We start from the raw sequence: 596 nt of genomic DNA on the forward strand, positions 1-596 counted from the left end.
GAAAGATAAAGACTTTATAAGAAGTATAGAGGAGCTAGCAAATTCCCTTCGTGAGCAGATAGAAGCTGAAGTTGATGGATTTGATATTGATGAAGTAGCTAAAACTGAACGTATCAAAAAAGTATTTAATAAAGAAACGGGATATCGTTTTTTTTTAGAAACTTATTTCCCTCATGTAATTCGTGATGATTCCCGTGCAGAACTTCATCTTTGGTTATTTGATGAAATCCCTAAAATTGTCTTAAGTGAAGAATCTACAAACTTAGGAGTAGCTGCTCCTCGTGGTGAAGCAAAAACAACATACATTACGCATATTTTCAATCTTTGGACAGTAGTAACAGGTTATAAACACTTTAATGTGATAATCTCCGACACATTTGAACAAGCATCAATGTTCTTAGAACTGACAAAAGCAGATTTGCTCTTTAACCCAAGATTAAGAAGTGATTTTCCAGAAGTCACTGGAAAAGGAAGCACTTGGCGTATTGGACAGATCATTACTCGTAATAACGTTAAAATTCAAGCGCTCGGGATGGGAGAAAATATCCGAGGATTGCGTCACGGTAGTTATCGTCCAGAGTTAGTTTTTATTGACG

The 596-nt window shown here is 35.9% G+C and carries 1 protein-coding gene; it reads left to right on the forward strand.

Features of this window, described 5'->3' with window-relative positions; translation table 11 throughout:
* A partial coding sequence (locus FK268_RS26045) for a hypothetical protein (protein ID WP_205124541.1) occupies positions 1–596 on the forward strand: 596 nt, incomplete at both ends.

It is taken from the genome of Tsukamurella sputi, from assembly GCF_007858445.1.
GTDB classification, from domain to species: domain Bacteria; phylum Actinomycetota; class Actinomycetes; order Mycobacteriales; family Mycobacteriaceae; genus Tsukamurella; species Tsukamurella sputi.